19 protein-coding genes, 3 tRNA genes and 3 pseudogenes are annotated in these 22,159 nt (G+C 23.6%); 9 read left to right on the plus strand and 16 right to left on the minus strand.

What is annotated here, in order from left to right; translation table 11 throughout:
* Window positions 1-62: 62 nt before the first annotated feature.
* Window positions 63-239 (plus strand): annotated as a pseudogene (locus FQV33_RS03160) (DUF496 family protein); the annotation flags it as partial.
* A gap of 81 nt (window positions 240-320) precedes the next feature.
* Here the strand turns inward: FQV33_RS03160 and FQV33_RS01780 are convergent.
* Window positions 321-393: transfer RNA gene (locus FQV33_RS01780), tRNA-Asn, on the minus strand.
* A gap of 135 nt (window positions 394-528) precedes the next feature.
* Between FQV33_RS01780 and FQV33_RS01785 the strand changes: the two genes are divergently transcribed.
* Window positions 529-601: transfer RNA gene (locus FQV33_RS01785), tRNA-Ile, on the plus strand.
* 83 nt (window positions 602-684) lie between these two features.
* Window positions 685-1,328, plus strand: a pseudogene (gene pyrE, locus FQV33_RS01790) (orotate phosphoribosyltransferase).
* 11 nt (window positions 1,329-1,339) lie between these two features.
* On the opposite strand, the gene dut reads toward pyrE, so the two are convergent.
* The 14 genes from dut to pgi all read right to left on the minus strand — a co-directional run bounded on the left by dut (window position 1,340) and on the right by pgi (window position 17,542).
* Window positions 1,340-1,807: a dUTP diphosphatase gene (gene dut / locus FQV33_RS01795; protein ID WP_158348056.1), complete on the minus strand. Its 468-nt coding sequence runs from the start codon at window positions 1,805-1,807 to the stop codon at window positions 1,340-1,342.
* A 34-nt stretch (window positions 1,808-1,841) separates the two neighbouring features.
* Window positions 1,842-2,594, minus strand: a complete 753-nt coding sequence (gene cysQ / locus FQV33_RS01800) for a 3'(2'),5'-bisphosphate nucleotidase CysQ (protein ID WP_158348058.1) — start codon at window positions 2,592-2,594, stop codon at window positions 1,842-1,844.
* A gap of 22 nt (window positions 2,595-2,616) precedes the next feature.
* A complete protein-coding gene (gene rplI / locus FQV33_RS01805) occupies window positions 2,617-3,069 on the minus strand; it encodes a 50S ribosomal protein L9 (RefSeq protein WP_158348060.1) in 453 nt (150 codons plus the stop codon).
* A 48-nt stretch (window positions 3,070-3,117) separates the two neighbouring features.
* A complete protein-coding gene (rpsR, locus tag FQV33_RS01810; protein WP_158348061.1) occupies window positions 3,118-3,345 on the minus strand; it encodes a 30S ribosomal protein S18 in 228 nt (75 codons plus the stop codon).
* Between the two features lie 105 nt (window positions 3,346-3,450).
* Window positions 3,451-3,792, minus strand: a complete 342-nt coding sequence (gene rpsF / locus FQV33_RS01815; protein WP_158348063.1) for a 30S ribosomal protein S6 — start codon at window positions 3,790-3,792, stop codon at window positions 3,451-3,453.
* Between the two features lie 197 nt (window positions 3,793-3,989).
* A complete protein-coding gene (gene rnr / locus FQV33_RS01820; RefSeq protein WP_158348065.1) occupies window positions 3,990-6,194 on the minus strand; it encodes a ribonuclease R in 2,205 nt (734 codons plus the stop codon).
* A 77-nt stretch (window positions 6,195-6,271) separates the two neighbouring features.
* On the minus strand, window positions 6,272-7,564 hold the full coding sequence (locus FQV33_RS01825; protein WP_158348067.1) for an adenylosuccinate synthase: 1,293 nt from the start codon (window positions 7,562-7,564) through the stop codon (window positions 6,272-6,274).
* A gap of 26 nt (window positions 7,565-7,590) precedes the next feature.
* Complete coding sequence (gene hflC / locus FQV33_RS01830; RefSeq protein WP_158348069.1) at window positions 7,591-8,514, minus strand: protease modulator HflC; 924 nt, start codon at window positions 8,512-8,514, stop codon at window positions 7,591-7,593.
* Between the two features lie 4 nt (window positions 8,515-8,518).
* Window positions 8,519-9,748, minus strand: coding sequence for an FtsH protease activity modulator HflK (gene hflK / locus FQV33_RS01835; RefSeq protein ID WP_158348071.1), 1,230 nt, complete (start codon window positions 9,746-9,748; stop codon window positions 8,519-8,521).
* A 196-nt stretch (window positions 9,749-9,944) separates the two neighbouring features.
* The gene (gene miaA / locus FQV33_RS01840; RefSeq protein WP_226856638.1) at window positions 9,945-10,856 is read right to left on the minus strand and encodes a tRNA (adenosine(37)-N6)-dimethylallyltransferase MiaA; all 912 of its coding nucleotides are present in this window, start codon (window positions 10,854-10,856) and stop codon (window positions 9,945-9,947) included.
* 38 nt (window positions 10,857-10,894) lie between these two features.
* A complete protein-coding gene (mutL, locus tag FQV33_RS01845) occupies window positions 10,895-12,634 on the minus strand; it encodes a DNA mismatch repair endonuclease MutL (protein ID WP_158348075.1) in 1,740 nt (579 codons plus the stop codon).
* A 37-nt stretch (window positions 12,635-12,671) separates the two neighbouring features.
* Complete coding sequence (locus FQV33_RS01850) at window positions 12,672-13,850, minus strand: mannitol-1-phosphate 5-dehydrogenase (protein WP_158348077.1); 1,179 nt, start codon at window positions 13,848-13,850, stop codon at window positions 12,672-12,674.
* A 21-nt stretch (window positions 13,851-13,871) separates the two neighbouring features.
* Complete coding sequence (locus FQV33_RS01855) at window positions 13,872-15,758, minus strand: PTS mannitol transporter subunit IICBA (RefSeq protein WP_158348079.1); 1,887 nt, start codon at window positions 15,756-15,758, stop codon at window positions 13,872-13,874.
* 125 nt (window positions 15,759-15,883) lie between these two features.
* Window positions 15,884-17,542, minus strand: a complete 1,659-nt coding sequence (pgi, locus tag FQV33_RS01860; RefSeq protein WP_158348081.1) for a glucose-6-phosphate isomerase — start codon at window positions 17,540-17,542, stop codon at window positions 15,884-15,886.
* Between the two features lie 171 nt (window positions 17,543-17,713).
* Between pgi and orn the strand changes: the two are divergent.
* The 3 genes and pseudogenes from orn to FQV33_RS01875 all read left to right on the plus strand — a co-directional run bounded on the left by orn (window position 17,714) and on the right by FQV33_RS01875 (window position 19,341).
* Window positions 17,714-18,255, plus strand: a pseudogene (gene orn, locus FQV33_RS01865) (oligoribonuclease).
* Between the two features lie 117 nt (window positions 18,256-18,372).
* Window positions 18,373-18,448: transfer RNA gene (locus FQV33_RS01870), tRNA-Gly, on the plus strand.
* A gap of 191 nt (window positions 18,449-18,639) precedes the next feature.
* Window positions 18,640-19,341 carry an N-acetylmuramoyl-L-alanine amidase gene (locus FQV33_RS01875; RefSeq protein ID WP_226856639.1) on the plus strand — a complete coding sequence of 234 codons (702 nt, stop codon included), beginning with the start codon at window positions 18,640-18,642 and terminating at the stop codon, window positions 19,339-19,341.
* Between the two features lie 152 nt (window positions 19,342-19,493).
* Here the strand turns inward: FQV33_RS01875 and rpmE are convergent, their stop codons facing one another.
* The gene (gene rpmE / locus FQV33_RS01880; protein ID WP_158348083.1) at window positions 19,494-19,700 is read right to left on the minus strand and encodes a 50S ribosomal protein L31; all 207 of its coding nucleotides are present in this window, start codon (window positions 19,698-19,700) and stop codon (window positions 19,494-19,496) included.
* A 95-nt stretch (window positions 19,701-19,795) separates the two neighbouring features.
* Between rpmE and FQV33_RS01885 the strand changes: the two genes are divergently transcribed.
* The 3 genes from FQV33_RS01885 (at window position 19,796) to hslU (ending at window position 22,077) form a co-directional block, all read left to right on the plus strand.
* Complete coding sequence (locus FQV33_RS01885) at window positions 19,796-20,041, plus strand: hypothetical protein (RefSeq protein WP_158348085.1); 246 nt, start codon at window positions 19,796-19,798, stop codon at window positions 20,039-20,041.
* Window positions 20,042-20,203: 162 nt separating this feature from the next.
* Window positions 20,204-20,734 (plus strand): ATP-dependent protease subunit HslV, encoded by a 531-nt coding sequence (gene hslV, locus FQV33_RS01890; RefSeq protein ID WP_158348087.1) that lies wholly within the window; start codon window positions 20,204-20,206, stop codon window positions 20,732-20,734.
* Between the two features lie 11 nt (window positions 20,735-20,745).
* Window positions 20,746-22,077, plus strand: a complete 1,332-nt coding sequence (hslU, locus tag FQV33_RS01895; protein WP_158348089.1) for an HslU--HslV peptidase ATPase subunit — start codon at window positions 20,746-20,748, stop codon at window positions 22,075-22,077.
* Window positions 22,078-22,159: the final 82 nt, after the last annotated feature.

Below are 22,159 nucleotides of genomic sequence, written 5' to 3' on the forward strand. Positions count from 1 at the left end.
TTAGATATAAATTGTATTAAAAGAAATTTTTATAAAGATTCTAAGTACTATCAATATAAAAAATTAAATATATATTAGATTTTACACATAAATTTAAAAGAAAAAATAAAATAAAACATGAAATCTTTGATTATGTAAAAAAGAATTATATAAAAAATATAATTAAAAAAGAATATTATTACTTTTGAAATTTAAAATAATATATTATATCAGATATGGATTATGAGGAAATTAAAAAATAATTTTTATAATAAAATTAAGAAATAACTAAATTTTTGTAATTACATTAATAACTAATAAAAAGAGTATATAAAATTTTTCTCCCCTGACTGGGCTCGAACCAGTGACATACGGATTAACAGTCCGCCGTTCTACCAACTGAACTACAGAGGAATACTAATATATATATCAAAAATTTATATATCTGTCAAATATATATATAAAATTAAAAATTAACTATAAAATTTTTAAAAGAAGTCTAGATTATTATAAGAAATTCATTTATAGTACAAGATATAAAAATATTAAGGCCCTTTAGCTCAGTGGTTAGAGCAGGCGACTCATAATCGCTTGGTCGCTGGTTCAAATCCAGCAAGGGCCATAAAAAATTATAAAATAAAAAATATTTTCATATATTTATAAAAATATTAACTAAATTTTTACCATTAATTAGGATTTGATTTGATGGAATGGAAAAAAGAATTTATTGAATTTCTTTTAAAAAAAAAGTCTTAAATTTTGGCACATTTATACTAAAATCTGGACGAATCAGTCCTTACTTTTTTAACTCAGGACTATTATCAACGGGTAAAGATACTGCTAAAATTGGATTATTTTACGCACGTGCAATAATGGATTTAAATATTAAGTTTGATGTATTATTTGGACCTGCTTATAAAGGAATTCCTATTGTAGTTTCTACTTCAATCGCATTAAAAAATCAATATAATTTAAATATTCCATATTCTTTTAATAGAAAAGAAGAAAAAAAATATGGAGAAAAAGGAGAATTGATAGGTGGAAATATAAAAAATAAAAAAATTATTATTTTAGATGATGTAATAACATCAGGAATGTCAATAAATCATTCAATTAAAATAATTGAAAAAGAAAATTCTAAAATATCTTCGATTTTCGTTCTACTTGACAGAAAAGAAAAAAGAGAAAGTAACTTACATAAAATTAATTATCTAAATAAACAAAAAACTCATAAAATTAACTCTATCATTACAATTAATGATTTAATTATTTATCTTTCAAAAAAAGACAAATTAAAAAAATACGCTAATAAATTAATAGAATATCATGAAGAACATGGAACTTTTTAAAAGTTTAGTATTTATATTCCAGAATGACCAAATCCACTTTTAAAACGAGTAGTTTTTTTAAATTTTTTTACTACAGTGAATATAGGACGAATAATTGGAACAAATACTATTTGCGCGATTCGATTATTAGGATAAATACAAAAATCTTTTATGCTTCTATTCCATAATGAAACCATTAATTCCCCTTGATAATCTGAATCAATTAAACCGACTAAATTACCTAAAACAATACCATCTTTATGACCTAATCCAGAACGAGGTAAAATTAAAGCAGTAATATAAGGATTTTCAATATATATTGAAATTCCAGTTGGAATTAAAATAACTTCTTTAGAAGGTAAAATTATTTTTTTACTTATACATGCTTTAAGATCTAATGCAGAAGAACCAGAAGTAGCATATTCAGGCAAAAAAGTATCATTATTTTTAATTTCAGAACTTAAAAATTTAATTTGAATTTGAATTTGATTTGTATTCATAATCATTAATGTACTATTAAAATATATTTTAAAATTATGATAAAACTAAAAAATCTGAATTGGTTAAAGATCTTCTAGAAAGCAAAGAATAATTTAAATCTTTTTTTTCATTATATGTTATGACTTTTCCTCCTGCAGCTGTAACAATCGCATGCCCCGCTGCAGTATCCCAAATATATGTTTGTCCAAATCTTGGATAAACTTGTGCTTTTCCTTCTGCTATATAACAAAATTTCAGCGATGAACCTAGTTTTTTTATTGTATACTTTTTTTCTGTTTTATTTAAAAAATCATGTAGTTTTTCATTGGGGTGTGAACGACTAATAATAAATTTTGGTATATTAGATTGGACTACAGAAATTTTTTCTTTATATCCTAATGAATTTATTTTCCAAGATTTTTGTTTATAAGCGTAATATAAAGTATTAAAATAAGGAGCATATATAACACCTAATATAGGTATACCATATTCAATTAAACTAATATTAACTGTAAATTCACCATTTTTTTTTAAAAACTCTTTAGTTCCATCTAATGGATCAATTAACCAATAAATATTCCAATTTTTATTATATTTAAAATTATTTACATCTTCTTCCGATAATATTGGAATATTAGGAGTAATAGTAACTAAGCCGTTTTTAATAATTTTATTAGCAATTTTATCTGCATTAGTCACAGGACTTGTATCAAATTTATAAGAAATATCTATTAATTTATCAGAATAATAAACTTTCATAATAGCAGCTCCAGCATTACGAGCTATCTTGCAAATTTCTCTCAACATCTAACACCATTCTAAAAATAAATTATTTTTTAGCAATTATATTAACTACAAAATATTCATATACTTCACTATGTGGTTGAAAAATTACTTTATGTTCTCCTACATAACGTAATAACCCATTTGGTAATTTTATTTCTTTTTTATGAATTTTTATACCTATTTGAGACATTTCTTTAATAATATCTCTAATACCTACAGAACCAAATATTTTATTTTCTTTTCCAACTTTTGAAGGAATAGTTATAGATTTTATTTGTCTTACTTTTTCAGCACGAGATTTAGCAAAAAGTAATTCACTAATGTTTTTTTCTTTTAATTTAACTTGTTGAGCCTCAAAAGATTTAATATTTTTTTTATCAGCTAAAATAGCCTTTCCTTGAGGAATTAAATAATTTCTAGCATAACCTGATTTAACTTTAACAATTTTACCAGAATCACCTAGTTTATTAACTTTTAACAAAAGAATTACTTCCATTATTTATTATTCTCTTTTAAATTTAAAAATATAATAATTAATTTTCTATCAACGATGTTGGTCAGTATATGGAAGTAAAGCAAGATATCTTGCTTTTTTAATAGCTCTTGATAACTGACGTTGATATTTAGCTCTTGTTCCAGTAATACGACTTGGAACAATTTTACCATTTTCTGTAATATAATTTTTTAACGTAGAAATATCTTTATAATCTATTTCTTGAATACCTTCTGCTGTAAAACGACAAAACTTTCGACGACGAAAATAACGTGCCATATAAAACTTCCTTTAAAATTAAAAATAAAATGCTTTTTAAATTTATATATATTTTAAAAAATTTTATAAAAAATATTTAAGTAAAAATAAATTACTTTTCAATAATTATTTTTTTTCTTTTTTTTCTTCTTTTAACTTGATTATAGGAGATGCTTCATGAATTGCTTTTTTAACTGATATAATCATATTTCTAATAATTGCAATATTAAAACGAAAATCTGTTTCTAATAAATCAATAACTTTAGGATAAGCTTCTATATTAATAAGAATATAATGTGCTTTATGTAATTTATTAATAGAATATGCTAATTGTCTTCTACCCCAATCTTCTAAACGATGTATAGTTCCTGAATTATCAAGAATTATTTTTTTATATTTTTCAATTATTGTACTAATTTTATCGCTATAGTCAGGATGAACTATAAAAATTATTTCGTAATGACGCACAAAATGCTCCTTTTGGATTTTTTCATTTCCTAGATTATAAAAAAATTATAAAAAATAGTAGCTATTTCAAGGAAACAAGGAACTATTATAAAATTATAGCTATTTTAAATACATGGTATTTGAATTTAATAAAAAAATCAATTAAATTTGGTTTGATAAAAAATATAAAAAAATAAAATTTTTAAGAATTAACTTAACTAACGACATAAAGATAATTCTATTTTTCTTTGATTTAAATTAACAGAAACTACTTTTACTTTTAATATATCACCAAGACAAAAAGTATTTTTGGTAGATTTTCCAATAAATTTTAATCCAACAGAATCAAAATAATAATAATCATCACTGAGATGTTCTAAACGAATTAACCCATCGATAAAATACTTATTTAAACGAACAAAAAAACCAAAAGAAGTTACATTTGAAACTACACCAGTAAATATATTTCCAATTTTTTTTTCCATAAAATCACACTTTAACCAATCCATAACATCTCTATTAGCTTCATCTGCACGTCTTTCAGTCATAGAGCAATGTGTTCCAATTTTTTTTATATTACCTATATAATATGAATTAAACTTTAAAAAACTGTTTGTTTTCAAATTTTTTTTATTGTTATCCAATGTATATAATGTTTTTTTAATCGCTCTATGTAAAACAAGATCAGGATATCTTCTAATTGGAGAAGTAAAATGAACATAACTAGACAAAGATAAACCAAAATGTCCTTGGTTTTCTGGGGAATATACAGCTTGTTTCATAGACCTTAATAATAAAGTTTGAATCATTTCATAATCTGAACGATTTTTGATTTTTTTTAATAAATCTGAGTAATGAATAGATTCTGGAGTTACACCACCAGATAATGATAATCCCAATTCATTTAAAATAATTCGAAAATTCATAATGCTATCTTGATCAGGTCGATCATGATTTCTAAATAAAATTGGATATTGATATTTTTTTATAAATTTAGCTGAAGCTATATTGGCTAAAATCATACATGATTCAATAAATTTATGTGCATCATTTCTTATATGTTGGTAAATATTTTTAATTTTAAAATTAGAATCTAAAATAAATTTAGTTTCAACATTTTCAAAATAAACACCTTTTTTAGAAATATCATATTTTTTTAATGTTCTTTGCAATAAAAACAAATTTTTAATGTACTTTAGTAATTTATTATACTTTAAACAAAGTTTAATATCACCATTCCAAATTTTAAATATCTCATCATATGTGAAACGTCCTTGAGAACATATCACTGCTTCATAATGTTTGTATTTAATTAATTCTCCTTCATCTGATAAACTCATCTCACATATTAAACATAAACGTTCTACGTGAGGATTTAAAGAACATAAATTTGTAGATATTTTTTCTGGTAACATAGGTACAACTAACGAAGGAAAATACACAGAATTTCCTCTTTTTAAAGCTTCTTGATCTATAGGAGTACCAGGTTTGACATAATAACTAACATCCGAAATAGCAACCCATAAATTCCAACCTCCTTCTCCACTATTTTTTTTTTTACAATAAATAGCATCATCGAAATCACAAGCATCTTCTTCATCAATAGTAAAAAATGGAAGATGTCTTAAATCTATACGATTTTTAAATTCTTTTTGATCAATTTTAGTGTTTATTTTATATAATTGATTTTTAACTTCTGTAGACCATAAATAAGGAATAGAATGAGTGCGTATAGCAATATCTACAGCAAGAGTAGTTCTCATTTCTTTCCCGCCAAGAACCTCTACTATTATTCCTTCAACTTTATTTTTTTTATTTAAATAATTTTTATTTAATTTAACAACAACAATAGATCCTATAGAAAGTTTTTTTGTTAAAATTGATGAAAAAACAAATATTTTAAAATTAAATCGACTATCATACGGAACGACAAATTGAATTTTTTTTTCAATATAATAACGACCTACAATTAAAACATTATTTGGTTTTAATATTTTTAATAATTTTGCTGAACTTCGTCCTTTCTTTTCAGATTTTATAACACGTGCTAAAATAATATCACCATGAATACATAGTTTCATTTGTTCAACAGAAAGCCAAAGATCTTCTTTTAATGTTTCACTTCTAAGAAAACCATAACCATCTCTATGACCTATTACTTTTCCTATTACTGTATTAAGATTTTCTAAAACAATATAATAAAAATTATATGTATATATAATTTGCTTATCTCGTTCCATTGCTCTTAATCTACGACGCAATGCTTTTTTAGCTTCTTGGTTATTAATTCCAAATTTTTTTTCTATTTTTTTTAAATTTATTAAATCTTTATGTGTTTTTAAAAAAGATAAAATACATTCTCGATTAGGAATAGGATGTGTATATTTTTTATACTCACTTTTTTGGTAGGTATCTACTACCATATTTACTTCTCCAGTTACATTGTTTAATAAAATATTTTTAAATATTTTTATATTAAAATTTATTTTTAAATTAAAAATTATAAAAAAATATTTCTTACTAAAATAGTATCATTACGATTTGGACCTGTAGAAATTATATCAACTGGAATTCCTGCAATTTTTTCAATACATTTTATATAATGCTGTGCAGCATTAGGTAAATCTTCTATTTTTGTAATACCTGAAGTTTTTTCCATCCAACCTGGATATATTTCATATACTGGCTTCATGTTTTCTAAGTTATTAAAAGATGTATTAGTATGAATTTCTAATGTATTCATATTTTGATAAGCTATACAAACTTTTATCTCTTTTAAGTTATCTAAAACATCTAATTTTGTTATACATAGTGCAGATAAAGAATTTAATTGTACAGCATAACGTAAAGCTACACCATCTAACCATCCCGTACGTCTTTTTCGACCTGTAGTAGATCCAAATTCATTACCTTTCTTAGAAAGATAATTATCTATATCGTTAAAAAGTTCAGTAGGAAAAGGTCCATTACCTACTCGTGTAGAATAAGCTTTTGTTACTCCTAAGATATAATCTAAACTTTTTGGACCAACTCCTGTACCAGTAATAACTCCACCTATAGTACTATTAGAAGAGGTAACATAAGGATATGTACCATGATCAATATCTAAAAGACTACCTTGTGCGCCTTCAAAAATAATTGTTTTTTTATTTTTAATCGCACTATATAACATAATATTAGTATCTGTTATCATGTCATTAATTATATTTTTAGATTCTAATAAATCTTTTAAAATCACTTTATAATCAAAAGATTTATGTTTATAAATTGAAACTAATTGATCATTATAGTAATTAACTATTTTTTCTAATTTTATAGATAATTTTTTTTCATTGTTTAAATCTCCAATACGTAAAGAACGACGAGCAATTTTATCTTCATAAGCTGGTCCAATACCTCTTCCTGTTGTACCAATAGCATTCACTCCTAGTTTTTTTTCACGTTCTAAATCTAGCGCAATATGAAATGGTAAAATTAAAGAAGCAGAATTAGAAATAAAGAGACGTTTATCAATAAAAAAATTATTTTTTTTTAACATCTCTATTTCTTTAACTAACTCTGAAATAGAGATGACAACTCCATTTGAAATTATACCAATAACATCTGGATGTAATAAACCTGATGGAATCAAATGAAGAACGATTTTTTTTTGATCTACTACCAAAGTATGACCAGCATTATGTCCTCCATGATATCTAACTACATAAGCACTATATCTAGATAAATAATCAACTATTTTCCCTTTGCCTTCATCACCCCATTGAGTACCTAATATTACAATGTTTTTTTTCATTTCTTTAAAATACCTATTTTTTACTTTTAATTTGAAATAATTTGATTCATATATTGAAAAAATTTATTATCTGAACTAATTAAGATAAGATTATTTTGATTTTTAAAACTGTTTTCATAAGCATGTAAACTTCGAACAAATAAATAAAAAGAAGAATTTTCTCGAAGATTATCTGAAAATAATTTTGCTACTTCAGCTTCTCCTTGCCCCCTCAATATTAAAGCTTCTTTTTTTGCTTTTGCTAATATCATTGAAACTTTATAATCAGCCATTGCACGTAATTTTTCTGCTTTTTCTTGTCCTCGAGAACGTTGACTTCTAGCAACAGCTTCTCGTTCTGCTCGCATTCTATTATATATAGCTTCAGAAACCTCAATAGGTAAATTAATTTGTTTAATACGAACATCTACAACTTCAATACCTAAAGCATTCATGCTATTTACATTTATTCCAGATGAATTTGTTAAGTTTACTGTTCCTTTGTTTAAAGATCGAAGTACATCTGTTGTTAACCTTCCTCTAGAATCAGTCACAATTTCTTTTACGTTTAAACATCCTATTTCAGAGCGTAATCGATCACTAAATTTTCTTTTTAATAATACTTCAGCTTGAAAAATATCTCCATTTCCAGTAGCTAAATAATAACGACTAAAATCACTAATACGCCATTTTATATAAGAATCTACAATCAGATCTTTTTTTTCTTTTGTAACAAAACGATCGGCTTGATTATCCATTGTATGAATACGAGCATCTAACATTTTTACAGTTTCTAAAAATGGAATTTTAAAATGTAATCCAGGATTATAAACTAATGTTTTTTGATCGTTATTTCTTAAAACTTTTCCAAATTGCAATACAATTCCACGCTCTCCTTCTTTAACAATAAATAATGAAGAAGAAACTAAAAGAAGTAAAATACTTGATAAACAAATCAATAATTTATTCATATCTTCATTCTCTCTCTATATTTTTAATGTCATTGCGTATTGAATTTATACGTCGTTGTTTAAAAAAATTATTAGGAGATAATGCAGATAAACAATTAATATCTTGATCTTTTTTTAAAACATTAGATTTATTTTTTATCGATTTGATTGAATTTAAAAATAATTTATTATTTTTTTTTGTATCATTAATAAAATTATTTAAAGATAAAAATAATGTTGAGTTACTATTTTTATCAATAAAAACTTTCTTAGTATGACTTAACAATCTTTCCATAGATTCGATATAAATTCTTTTAAGAGTCATTTCTTTTGCTTTTTTATACTCTGGTAAAATTTTTAAAAATCGTATGACTTCTCCTTGAGCTTCTAAAATTATACGAGAAGAATATGCTTTAGCTTCCTCTAAAATACGTTGAGCTTTTCCATTAGCTTTAGGTTGAACTTCATTTGCATATGCTTCAGCTTCACGTACATATTGCTCTCGATTTTCACGAGCGGCAATTGCATCATCAAAAGCAGCTTTTACTTCTTCAGGAGGTCTAGCTGTTTGGAAATTAACATCCAATATAGTTATACCCATATTATATGGTTTAATAGTTTCTTCAATTTCTTTTTGAGTATCATGTCTAACTAAAGTTCGTCCTTCTGTTAATATACGATCCATAGTAGAACGTCCAATAACTCCACGTAAAGCACTATCAGTTGCTTGTCTTAAACTATCATCTGGATATGCAACAGAAAAAAGATAACTAGAGGGATTTGTAATTTTATATTGTACGTTCATTTCTACACGTACTACATTTTCATCAGAAGTTAACATTACACCAGAAGTGGCTAATTCTCTAACTGTTTCAACGTTAACAGCTTGTACATTATTAATGAAAACTGGTCTCCAATTTAATCCTGGTTCAACTAAATGACTGAATTTTCCAAAATGAGTGACTACTCCACGTTCAGCTTCTTTAATAGTATAAAACCCACGAGCACACCAAATTAAAAAAGCTATAAAAATTAAAATTAAAACAGGATTAATTTTTTTATTTAATGAATTTGAAGAATTCGCTGTATTAATTATATTATTAATATTATGTAAAAATTTTTTAAAGTTTATTAAAGTTTTTTTTTCATTACTTTTTTTTTGTTCTTTTTTTTCAGAATAATCTTTTTCTGAACCATTTTTTTTTCCCCAGGGATCGAGTTCTGGTTCATGATTATTTGGTTTGTTCCAGGCCATTTTATGCCTCATTTATTAGTTTTAATGCTATATCATATATTTTTAACAAATTCAAAATAATATATCTTATATTTAAAGATATGAAAACTGTATTTTTTTAGAATCTTTTAAAAATTAATTAATATGAAATTCTTTAATAAAATAAAACTTAAATTTTATATTCTAAAAAAATATAATATTCTATATATTTTTAAAATTAAATATCAAATTTATGTTTTTTTTTAAGAATATCTGATATTTCTTTAAAAATAATACTTGGAGTAGAACTAATTAAAAAATGAATATTTTTCCATTTTTTTAACCATGTTAATTGATGTTTAGCTAATTTTCTTGTTGCAAAAATAATTCTTGAAACCATTTCATTATAACTAATTTTATATTCAAGATATTCCCACATCTGTCGATATCCTATACATCGTATAGATGGTAATTGTTTATTTAAATCACCTCTAAAAAATAAATTTTCTACTTCTTTTTGAAAACCTAACATTAACATTTTTTTTACACGAAATTCAATTTTCTCATATAACCATTTTTTACTTTTAGGTAAAATAGAGAATTGAATGATATTATATGGTAGTTCACTAAGTGTGTTATTTTTCAAAGATGTCAAAGTTTTTCCAGAAATATAAAATACTTCTAATGCTCTTAATAATCTTTGAAAATCATTTTGATGAATATTATTAGCAGATATAGGATCTATTAAATTTAATTTTTCATATAAAAAATATTTATTATATTTTGCTTTATCTAATAAATATTTTCGAATTTCAAGATTTGAAGGAGGTAAATTAGATAAACCATATAATAATACATGATAATAAAACATTGTACCTCCAACAAGTAATGGTATTTTCCCTAGCTTTAAAATATTCTTAATCTCTTTATAGGCATCTTTTCTAAATTCAGCTGCTGAATAAACTTCACTAGGATCTTTAATATTTAATAATCGATGTGGATGCATTTTTAAATCTAAATAATTTGGTTTGTCTGTGCCAATATCCATATCACGATAAATTAAAGCAGAATCTACACTAATAAGTTCTATTGGTAAGTGTTTTCTAAGATACATAGCAATTTGACTTTTACCACAGCAAGTAGGACCTATTAAAAAAAAAACAATTGGTTTTCTTAATTGAAAAATTTTTATATTTTTAATACACATAATGCTTCATCAATATTTATTTTGTGTAATAATTGTAAAGGAGGTTTTTTTAGTATCAATGGGCAAAAATACTCTATTTCTAATAATAATAGAATACCATCCAAATAACTCCAAGATTTTTTGTATATTAATATATTACTATTAAACCATTGTAAAATTTTTTTAATATTTAGTTCATTATTAGAAAAAATAAATGAAAAAAAATTTGATATTAACAGATTAGTATTTTGTTGTTTTAGAATATAAGGTATTTTTGTTAAATTAATATATTTTTCTAATAAAATAAAAGAAAATCCAAATTTATAGAGTATTAATTGATTACTAAATAAAATTTTATATTGTATAGAATTAATTAAGAATTCAAAGTTAAATAAATAAGATTTAGGTATAATATTGTTTTTTATATAATGTTGTAACTTATGTTGATTAACAATTTTTTTTGCTAAAGGAAATGAAATTAATATAAAATTGTTTAGATAATAAATTAATCCATAATATTTTTTAACAATGATTAATAATTTTACGGAATAAAAAAACTCATTTTTTATTTGTTTTTTTGAATAAATATGAGGAATATTATTAGTTAAATTTTTAAAAAACAATTTTTTTTGTTTTTCTAAAGAATTTTGTTTTATTAATTGAAAATAAAAAGTATAAAAATCTTTAATAAAACACTGCTCTTTTTTTGCTAAAGAAAAATTATGTGTAAATGACTGAATTTTATTTTTTTTTAAAATATTTATAATAGTATTATATATAAGAATATAAATTTCATTAGATTTATTAAATCTAACTTGATTTTTAGTAGGATGAATATTAATGTCTATTTCGCTAGAAGGTATATGAATATATAAAATAAATGATCGATTAATTTTTACTCCTGTTATTTCATAATAAGCATTTAAAACTGCATTACTGATTACACTATTATGTACAAATCGATTATTAATATAACAATATTGAATGTTTTTAAAGGAATTTAAAAAATATGAAGGATATACAATCCATCCAAATAATTTAAGATTACCTATCTCTTGTTTAACTGTTAGCAAGGAATTAATATCAAGCTTATCAAAAACTTGTTGTAACCGAAAAATTCTATCATCAAAACTTTTTATTTTATTGTAATTAACAACTAAATTTTTATTTTTTTTAAATAAAATATTCAAGTTAAAATGAGATAAAGCTATTTTTTTAATTACATCATAAATTTTTAAAAACTCTGATTTTTTATTGTTTAAAAATTTCAGACGAACTGGTATATTATAAAATAAATTTTCTACTATAACACTGGTTCCGATCGGATGAGCGATAGGTAATAATATAATTTTTTGATTAAATCCTTCAGTATATATTTTCCATCCAATATTATTATATTTATAACAAGAAATTAATGTCATTCTTGAAACCGATCTAATGCTTGATAATGCTTCACCTCGAAATCCGAATGTATTAATAGTAGTTAAATCAGAAAAAGTAAAAATTTTACTTGTGGCATAAGGAGAAATTGCAAGTAGTAATTCATTTTTGTTAATTCCGTAACCGTCGTCTTTAATAGTAATTGATTTAAAACCATGTTCTTCGATATTAATATCAATATTTTGAGATTTCGCATCAATGCTATTTTCTAATAGTTCTTTAATTACAGAAGCAGGTCTTTCAATTATCTCTCCTGCTGCAATTTGACTAGATACACTAATTGGCAATATACGAATAGGCATTTTACCTTATTCTCTATTTAGTTAAATAATATTTAAATTAATTATATAGTTTTTTAGAAAAAATTTTATTAATTGACGTGTATTCACAAACAATTAAATCCATCTCTTGACTATCTATTTGTAAATTAGAAATTTGAGTTAAAGTTTTTCTTATTCCTAATGTTTTTATTAAATTATCAATCTTCAATGATTCTAAATCATTTTTATTTCTATAATATAATGCTGCTGCAATACCTTTGATTAAATTATAATATGATAAATTATATTTTTTTGCTGATAATAACGGTTTTATTAAACGTTCATCTTTAGCTAGTTTTTGTAATGGATTTCGTGCAATACGCTCAATTTTATCTAATAAAAAAGGATTTTGAAATCGAGTTAAAATTTTATCAATATAAGCAAAATGACTTTTTTGATTGAAATTATACTTTTTAATCAAAGTTAATCCACTTTCTTTCATTGCACCCTTTACAATATTAATTATGTCTTGATCTTTAATACTTTCATGTATATATATATACTTTTTTATCCAACCTAAATATGCTGTTATAGCATGACCTGTATTTAATGTTAAAATTTTTCTATCTATAAAAGATGGCAAATTATTACTGATTATCATATCAATAATTTTAGGTATAGTTCCTTTAAATTGTTTTTTATTAACAATCCATTCTTGAAAATTTTCAGCAATCAAAGATAGTATATTTTTTTCAAAAGAAGATGTTGATGGTACAATAGTATCAATACTACAATCGATAAAACCAATATATTCATTTAAATATTTATGATATTTAATAGGAATTTGTTTAAAAACAATACCTTTTAAATAAGAACTGGCTTGAATTTTATTTTCACAAGCAATAATATTTAATGGAATTGTAGATTTTAATTTAATCTTTAATATAATTCCTTTTGCTAAGATAAGTCCAATTTTATTAAGAGAACACGATCCAATTGCCGTTGTAATTAAATTCACGTTAGATATAATATTTAATATATCAGGATTATTTAAATCAACCGCTTGAAAATTATTTACATCAATAATTCTTTCATAATTATACCCTACTAACTTTACTTTATATTTTTTATAATAATTTAATGCATCTATTAAATTTTGATTCACATCAGAAAAAGTCAGATTAACACCAGACTGTAACATTGTTTTTCCAATGAAACCACGACCAATATTTCCAGCGCCAAAATGTAAAACTTTCATACTAAAATCCTAATTAAATTTTTAAATATTAAAATGTAATAAAACCTCTTTTATATTTTTTGTTTTAGATAGTTTAGTAATAATATCTGGATCATCTAATGCATTTGTAATCTTACTCACTACCATAATATGTTCATTGTTTTTAGCTGCAATACCAATTACAAGATAAGCTATATCATCAATATTATCTCCAAAACGTACACCTTCTGGAAACTGACAAAAAATTATTCCAGTTTTTAAAATATTATCTTTTGCTTGTATTGTACCATGTGGTAATGCAACGTGTTCGCCTAACCAAGTAGATGTAATTTTTTCTCTTTCTAACATTGCATCAATATAATCATCTTTAACATAACCCTGTTCTACTAAATATTTTCCAACTATTTTAATAGCTTGCTCTTTATTATTAGCAAATTGATTAAGAATAATATTTTTCTCACTTAATTGAAATAATTTTTCTGATTTATTTTTTTTATTAAAATCATTTATTTTAGTTGTATATATTTGATTATAAAAATTTTTATTTTTAATTAATTTATTTACTAAAAAATCATAAAAAACATGATCAATAAAGTTTACTAAGGATATGTGTTTAGCATTAGGAGCATATGTTTTGGCACGAGAAGTTAAATTTTTATGTGTGATTACAATATCAGCATTTTTAGGTATACAACTAATAGAAACATTAGATATAGATATATTCATTAAATTCTTTTTTCTTATTTTTTCACGTAGAATACTGGCACCTATTGCACTAGATCCCATTCCAGCATCACAAGCAACTACAATAGTATTAATATCTTTAACAAAATAATCTAATTTATCATTTTTATAATTTAATGCATTATTGTTAATTATTTTTTTGGATTGCTTAATAAACTTCTTATTTTTACGATTGACTAGTTTTAATAATACAATAGCAGTTAAAAAAGAAATAAAAAAAGAAGAAAAAATAGAGAAAATATTAATATAATAAAAATTTTTTTTTGTCATTGCTAAAATGGATAAAATAGATCCTGGAGAAACAGCTCCAATTAAACCACCTTGAAAAAAAGTCAGTATAAAAATATTAGTCATACTTCCTAAAATAAGAGATAATAAAAATCTTGGATTCATTAAAACATAAGGAAAATAAACTTCATGAACTCCACCTAAAAACTCAATAATCGCAGCTCCTCCAGCAGATTTATAACAATCGCCTTCTCCGAAAAAAAAACATGCGAGTAATATTCCCAATCCTGGTCCAGGATTAGACTCGATTAAGAAAAATATCGAATTTTTATTTTCTAATATATCTTGAAGACCTAAAGGAGAAAAAACTCCATGGTTAATTGTATTATTTAAAAAAAATATTTTAGCAGGTTCAACTATAATAGCTATAATTGGCAATAAATTATAATGTATAATTGTCTTTAATAAATGACTTATTGAACTTGAAGTCCATTCGATACAAGGTCCAATAACAAAAAATGAAGTAATTGTTAAAAATATTCCAATTATTGCAATAGAAAAATTATTAACTAACATTTCAAATCCATTTTTTATTTTATCTTTCACTAAGATATCAAAATTTTTAATAATCCATCCACCTAAAATTCCCGAGACCATTCCTCCTAATAACATAGGTATTTTAGCACTTATAATCATACCAATTGTAGTAATACTTCCAATTACACCTCCTCGTTCTCCTCCAACTAAACGACCTCCCGTATAACCAATAAGAATAGGTAAGAGATAAAATATAATAGGTGGAATTAATTCTGCCAAAATTTTATTTGGTTTCCAACCTAAGGGCATAAATAATGCGCTCATAATACCCCATGCAATAAAAATACTTACATTAGGCATCATTATATTACTTAAAAATTGACCAAAATTCTGTATTTTAAATTTAATTGATTTAAACATATGCATTACTCATAAGTTAAAAAACACATTCAGTCAAGTAATAATACAAATTACATAATAAATGATGATTTAACATGTAATGTAAAATACAATATTAATTATTTTAAAATAATTAATTAAATATTTTATTTATGAAAAGACTTATAAAAACTTATTAAACCTTGTGTAGAAGAGTCTAAAACTTGATCATTTTCTATATTAGAAAAATTTTTATAAATATTTTTAGCTAAAATTTTTCCTAATTCTACACCCCATTGATCAAAACTAAAAATATTTAATAAATGACCTTGTACAAAAATTTTATGCTCATATAAAGCAATCAATGCACCTAAATTATAAGGTGTGATTTTTCGTATTAAAATAGAATTTGTCGGTTGATTTCCTATACACTCTTTAAATAAAAAATTTTTATCTATTTGGTTGAAATTTTTTATATTTTTTTTAAAAAACGTTGATTCTTTTGCAAAAGATTTTTCTGCAGTTCCAAAAGCCAGTGCTTTAGTTTGAGCTAGAAAATTACATATTAGTTTTATATGATGATTTTTTAAATGATTATGCGAAATAATAGGAACAATAAAATCACTTGGAATTAATTTAGTACCTTGATGTATTAATTGAAAAAAAGCATGTTGACCATTAGTTCCTGGTTCTCCCCAAATAATAGGTCCAGTTTGATAAGATATCTTTTGGCCTTTTTTATCTACTGATTTACCATTAGATTCCATATTAGATTGTTGAAAATAAGCTGAAAATCTATGCATATATTGATCATATGGAAATATTGCTTCTGTTTCAGAACCAAAAAAATTAGCATACCAAATACTAATAAGCGCTAATATTATCGGTATATTTTTTTTGTACTCTGAATTATAAAAATGGTTATCCATAGAATGAGCGCCATTCAAAAACTTTTCAAAATTTTTAAATCCAATAGATAAAATAATAGATAATCCTGCAGAAGACCATAATGAAAAACGACCACCAACCCAATCCCAAAATTGAAAAATATTTTTTATATTAATACCAAAATCTAATGCATTTTGTATATTAGCTGATAAAGCAAAAAAATGTTTATCCAAACTAGATTTATCTTTAGAATATCTTAAAAACCATATTTTTGAGCTATTTGCATTAGTTATTGTTTCTTCTGTAGTAAATGTTTTAGAAGCTATTAAAAAAATAGTTGTTTCAGGATTAATTTTTTTTAACACCTCAGCAAGATGAGTACCATCTATATTTGAAACATAATGTATATTCAAATGATTTTTATATGGACGTAATGCTTCTGTAACCATATACGGACCTAAATCAGAGCCTCCAATTCCTATATTGATAATATCTGAAATGGATTTTCCAGTGTAACCTTTCCATTTTCCAGTAATTACTGACTCTGAAAAATCTTTCATTTTTTTTAATACATGATTAACTTCAAACATAATATTATAATTATCTACAAAAATAGGAGAATTTTGTCTATTACGCAAAGCAATATGCAGTACAGATCGGTTTTCTGTTTCATTTATTTTTTCTCCAGAAAACATTGATTGAATTGCTTGTTTAACATTCATTTCTTGAGCTAAATCTAATAAATATTTTAAAGTATTTTCAGTGATACGATTTTTTGAAAAATCAACTAATATTTCATTTTCAAAATAAATGGAGAATTTTTTAAATCGATTAGAATCTAATAAAAAAAGATCTCTTAAATGTACATTTTTCATTATATCAAAATGATTTTTTAAAATATTCCAAGATCTAGTTTGCATAAGATTAACGTATTTCATTTAAATAATCTCTTAAATTTTATACATATTTACTTATTATACTATAATGTTTTAAGTATCTAATATCTATTAAAAATAAATTTTTAAAATATTTTTGAAGATTTTTGATCTTTTAAAAACAAAAAAATGTTATACAATAAAATATAGTTTATATATTAGATAAAACACTTTATGAAATTTAACAATAAAAATTTAATTTGGATTGATTTGGAAATGACAGGACTAAATCCTAAAATTCATCGAATTATTGAAATAGCTACTTTAATTACAGATACAAAATTAAATATAATTTCAAAAGGACCAGTTATTGCTATTCATCAAGCAGAAAAACACATGTTGCTGATGAATGAGTGGAATCAAAAAACTCATATGCATACTGGATTAATTGAAAGAGTTAAAAAAAGTAATTATAATGAATCTAGAGCTGAGTCTAAAACTATATTTTTTTTAAAACAATGGGTTCCTATAAAATCATCTCCTATATGTGGAAATAGTATCTATCAAGATCGAAAATTTTTAGATCAGTATATGCCAAATTTAGAAAATTATTTTCATTATCGTTGTATTGATGTTAGTACTATCAAAGAATTAGCAGCACGTTGGCATCCTCAGATAAAAAAATTTAAAAAAAAAAAAATCATACTGCTTTAGACGATATAAAAGAATCAATAATGGAATTGAATTTTTATAAAAAAATTTTTTTTGATATTTAATCAAACTAAAAAATTTTATAAAAAATTAATATAAAATAACTTTTTTAAAAGTAAAGCTTGATTAATAACCTTTCTCTATATAAAATATATAGAAAATTTAAAAGTATTTTAAATTATGCGGGAATAGCTCAGCTGGTAGAGCACAACCTTGCCAAGGTTGGGGTCGCGAGTTCGAATCTCGTTTCCCGCTCCAAACTAGAATTTATTAAAATGAATATTTGCTAAAAAATTAAGGAAAATTCATGATTTCTTATTATTCTTATAAATGGATCATATTAGCTTTTTTATTAATTAGTTTTCAAGTTAAAGTTCAGGAAAATATTAATAAAATAATATTCGTTGAAAAAAAAAATAGTTTTTTCCAATAAATTTAAAAACGAACTAATTAAAAAAACAAAGAAAATTACTATATTAATAGATGCAGGACATGGTGGACAAGATCCAGGATCGATTGGACATAAAGGACTAAAAGAAAAAGAAATAACCTTAAAAATTGCTATTAAACTAAAAAAATTATTAGATAATAATAAACTATTCCATGCTGTTTTAACACGTAATAATGACTCTGATCTATCTTTAAAAAACAGAAAAAATTTTTTAAAACATAAAAATCCAAGTTTATTACTATCAATTCACGTAGATTCTTCAAAACAATCATACGTATCAGGAATATCAATTTGGATTGTTTCAAAAAATAGAATGCATCGTGAAATTAATAACATTATAAAAAACAAAAAAGAAAAAATTTATTTTTCTAAAAGTATTTCAGATCTATTTAAAAACAATAAAAATGATGTAGATTTAAAAAAAACAATTCTTGATTTACAATTCAATAATTTTCAAACTATGGAAATTAAATTATCAAATTATATATTCCAAGAATTTAAAAAAATTACAAAAGTAAATAAAGAACAACCAAATTATGCTAGTTTAGAAATATTAAGTTCTATAAATACACCGTCTATTTTAATTGAAACTGGATTTATTACAAATTTTTCAGAAGAAAGAAAATTAAAAACAATTTCCTATCAGAAAAATATAGCTAATGCTATTTATGTTGCATTAAAAAATTATTTCCAAAATTAATCTACATCTTGTTTTTTAAAAAAAATTGAATAAAATAATTAAAATAGTTTTTAAATAGAATATCTTTTAAGCATCAAAATATCATTTAAGATGCTTAAAATAAAAATTATTTTTTAGATTATAAATAAAAAAAAATACTTTTATATCGTTTCTTATTTGGTCATTTTAAAACGTTTTTTAAATCTTTCAACACGTCCTCCAGTATCAATAATTCTTTGTTTTCCAGTATAAAACGGATGACATTTTGCACATATATCTAGATTTAGATTATGATTAACAGTTGAAAAAATTTCAATTATATTTCCACATGAACAAGTAGCTGTTATCTGAGAATAATAAGGATGTATTTTTTTTTTCATAGAAAATTTTCCTAAATTTGTTAAAAATATTTATTGTATTATACAATTATTAGTATATTAATTATTAATTTTTTCAAAAAATAAAAAATAAAAATATGTATAAAAATCAAAATAAAATTAATTCAATGTATTTTAAAAAAAAAAAAATTAAATTTAATAAATATAATGTATTTACTATCCTATTAGTAATAATTATTTCTTTAATTTTTTTCAATATATTTTTAAAGAAAACAAATAATACACAAAAAAAAATATTTCTTCAAAAAAAAGAAGACGAAAATATATTACCTGCTAAACCAAAGGAAAGATGGAAATACATTAAAAAATTAGAAAATTTATAAAATAAATACTTTTAAAAAAATATTTATTTAATAAAATACATTATTCTTAAATTTTAATTAATTAAAAAATTTAAATTAATTACTGAATTAGAATAAAATTTAATTTTTATAAAAAATTTATATGTTTCTAAATAAAAACGTTATTTTTAAGAGGTTTTTCTTGTGACCACAATACTAAGTGTAAGATTAAAAAATAAAGTAGTAATCGGAGGTGATGGACAAGCAACTTTAGGCAATACTATTATGAAAAGTAATGTCAAAAAAATTAGAACTCTTTATCATGAAAAAGTAATTGCCGGTTTTGCAGGAGGAACTGCAGACGCTTTTACTTTATTTGATATGTTTGAAAAAAAATTATCTATATATCAAGGTCAATTACAACGATCAGCTATTGAATTAGCAAAAGATTGGAGATCTGATAAAATGCTGAGAAAATTAGAAGCTTTATTAGCAGTTGCTGATAAAAATACTTCATTAATTATTACTGGAAATGGAGATGTAATACAGCCTGAAGATGATTTAATTGCAATCGGATCAGGAGGGTCTTATGCTCAATCAGCTGCTCGTGCATTAATAGAAAATACCAATCTTAATGCTAAAAAAATAGTAGAAAAATCACTTAACATTGCTGCAAATATTTGTATATATACCAATCATATTTTTACCATAAAAGAACTACTTTCAGAAAAGTAAGGATTATTTATATGTCTGAAATGACTCCTCCTCAAATTGTTGCTGAACTTGATAAATTTATTGTTGGTCAAGAAAAAGCAAAAAAAGCCGTATCTATTGCATTAAGAAATCGTTGGCGTAGAATGCAATTAAATGATGAATTAAGACAAGAAATTACACCTAAAAATATTTTAATGATTGGTCCTACTGGAGTTGGAAAAACAGAAATCGCTAGAAGATTGGCTAAATTAGCTAATTCTCCATTTATTAAAGTAGAAGCAACTAAATTCACTGAAGTAGGATATGTAGGGAAAGAAGTAGATTCAATTATTAGAGATTTAACAGATGCTGCTATAAAAATGATTAGAATTAAAAACATTGAAAAAAATAAAGTTAGGGTAGAAGAAATCGTTGAGGAAAGAATATTAGATATTTTAGTTCCAAGACCTAAAAATAATTGGACAGAAAACGAAAAAAATGAAAGTCTTTTAAATACTTTACAGATATTTCGTAAAAAATTAAGAGAAGGTGTTCTTGATAATAAGGAAATCGAGATTAATTTATTAGCCACTACTATGGGTGTTGAAATTATGGCTCCTCCTGGTATGGAAGAACTAACAAATCAATTACAATCTTTATTTCAAAATTTAAGTGGTCATAAAAAAAATACAAGAAGACTCAAAATTAAAGATGCAATTTTATTACTTAAAGAAGAAGAAGCTGCAAAATTAGTGAATCCAGAAGATATAAAAAAAGAAGCTATAAATGCAGTCGAACAAAACGGCATAGTATTTATTGATGAAATTGATAAAATATGCAAACGAAGTGATGTGTCCGGTCCAGATATTTCAAGAGAAGGTGTACAAAGGGATTTACTGCCATTAATTGAAGGTTGTACTGTATCTACTAAATATGGTATGGTAAAAACAGATCATATTTTATTTATTACATCTGGTGCATTTCAAACATCTACACCTTCCGATTTGATACCTGAATTACAAGGTCGACTTCCAATTAAAGTAGAATTAAAAGCATTAACAATAGATGATTTTGAAAAAATACTTACTGAACCTACCGCAGCAATTACAACTCAATATACAGCACTGATGAAAACAGAAGGAGTATATATAAAATTTACAAAAGAAGGAATTAGAAATATTGCAGAAGCAGCATGGAAAGTTAACGAATCTATGGAAAATATAGGAGCTCGTAGATTACATACAATATTAGAAAAATTAATGGAAGATATTTCATTTAATGCTAGTAATAATAGTGGGAATACAATTAAAATAGATTCACAGTACGTTGCAAAACATTTAGATCAGTTAATATCTAATGAAGATCTTAGTCGTTTTATTTTATAAAATAATTAAAATATTTATCCATTAAAAATAAGCTCAAATGGATGAATATTTTTTATTTATTAATTAATATTTACAAAAATAT

The sequence above is a fragment of the Buchnera aphidicola (Aphis fabae) genome (assembly GCF_009069125.1).
Classification (GTDB): Bacteria; Pseudomonadota; Gammaproteobacteria; order Enterobacterales; family Enterobacteriaceae; genus Buchnera; species Buchnera aphidicola_BB.

What these genes read in the sequence shown, in the direction of transcription:
- FQV33_RS01855 (WP_158348079.1), bottom strand. Translation starts at nt 15,758, where the DNA reads ATGTTTAAATCAATTAAATTTAAAATACAGAATTTTGGTCAATTTTTA.
- rnr (WP_158348065.1), bottom strand. Translation starts at nt 6,194, where the DNA reads ATGGTAGTAGATACCTACCAAAAAAGTGAGTATAAAAAATATACACAT.
- FQV33_RS01885 (WP_158348085.1), top strand. Translation starts at nt 19,796, where the DNA reads ATGTATAAAAATCAAAATAAAATTAATTCAATGTATTTTAAAAAAAAA.
- rpmE (WP_158348083.1), bottom strand. Translation starts at nt 19,700, where the DNA reads ATGAAAAAAAAAATACATCCTTATTATTCTCAGATAACAGCTACTTGT.
- hflK (WP_158348071.1), bottom strand. Translation starts at nt 9,748, where the DNA reads ATGGCCTGGAACAAACCAAATAATCATGAACCAGAACTCGATCCCTGG.
- FQV33_RS01850 (WP_158348077.1), bottom strand. Translation starts at nt 13,850, where the DNA reads ATGAAAGTTTTACATTTTGGCGCTGGAAATATTGGTCGTGGTTTCATT.
- hflC (WP_158348069.1), bottom strand. Translation starts at nt 8,514, where the DNA reads ATGAATAAATTATTGATTTGTTTATCAAGTATTTTACTTCTTTTAGTT.
- rplI (WP_158348060.1), bottom strand. Translation starts at nt 3,069, where the DNA reads ATGGAAGTAATTCTTTTGTTAAAAGTTAATAAACTAGGTGATTCTGGT.
- FQV33_RS01825 (WP_158348067.1), bottom strand. Translation starts at nt 7,564, where the DNA reads ATGAAAAAAAACATTGTAATATTAGGTACTCAATGGGGTGATGAAGGC.
- mutL (WP_158348075.1), bottom strand. Translation starts at nt 12,634, where the DNA reads ATGCCTATTCGTATATTGCCAATTAGTGTATCTAGTCAAATTGCAGCA.
- dut (WP_158348056.1), bottom strand. Translation starts at nt 1,807, where the DNA reads ATGAATACAAATCAAATTCAAATTCAAATTAAATTTTTAAGTTCTGAA.
- hslU (WP_158348089.1), top strand. Translation starts at nt 20,746, where the DNA reads ATGTCTGAAATGACTCCTCCTCAAATTGTTGCTGAACTTGATAAATTT.
- cysQ (WP_158348058.1), bottom strand. Translation starts at nt 2,594, where the DNA reads ATGTTGAGAGAAATTTGCAAGATAGCTCGTAATGCTGGAGCTGCTATT.
- pgi (WP_158348081.1), bottom strand. Translation starts at nt 17,542, where the DNA reads ATGAAATACGTTAATCTTATGCAAACTAGATCTTGGAATATTTTAAAA.
- rpsR (WP_158348061.1), bottom strand. Translation starts at nt 3,345, where the DNA reads ATGGCACGTTATTTTCGTCGTCGAAAGTTTTGTCGTTTTACAGCAGAA.